General features: G+C 66.5%; 1 protein-coding gene. It reads left to right on the top strand.

Annotation, left to right across the window (positions count from 1 at the left end):
- Nucleotides 1-454, top strand: a 454-nt coding sequence (locus ACTHTS_RS11190; protein ID WP_440370080.1) for a helix-turn-helix transcriptional regulator, incomplete at both ends; no start/stop codon positions are given.

Genomic DNA, 454 nt, shown 5'->3' with positions numbered 1-454 from the left:
CGCAGGCGCTGCGCCCGCTGTTGTTGCATCTGGCCGGCCTGCAGCGTGACCTAGCCGACAACGTACAGCGCTGCCCCGGTCGCTCACGCAGCCGCAAGCGCCAGGTGTTCGGCCGCATGCAGCGCGCCCGTCTCTATCTGGAGGGCAACAGCCACCGCGTGGTGCGGATCGGCGAACTGGCCGAGCTGACCAACTTCTCCAGCTGGTATCTCTCCAAGACCTTCCAGAGCCTGTATGAAGAGAGCCCCCAGTCGCTTTCGGCACGGTTGCGCCTGGAGCGGGCCGCAGATCTGCTGCGCGACACCGACATGATGGTGGGCGAGGTCGCCGCGGCCAGCGGATTCGACAACTGCTGCAGCTTCGCGCGGGCCTTCCGCGCCCGTTACGGGCAGTCTGCTTCCCGGTTCAGGGAAAACGGCGGCTTGCTCCCGCCACACTCTGCAAAGTCTACGGT

Origin of the sequence: Neisseria sp. P0019.S003 (genome assembly GCF_051957115.1) — a bacterium.
Lineage (GTDB): Bacteria > Pseudomonadota > Gammaproteobacteria > Burkholderiales > Neisseriaceae > Neisseria > Neisseria flavescens_D.
This window is presented reverse-complemented; position numbering and strand designations above follow the sequence as displayed.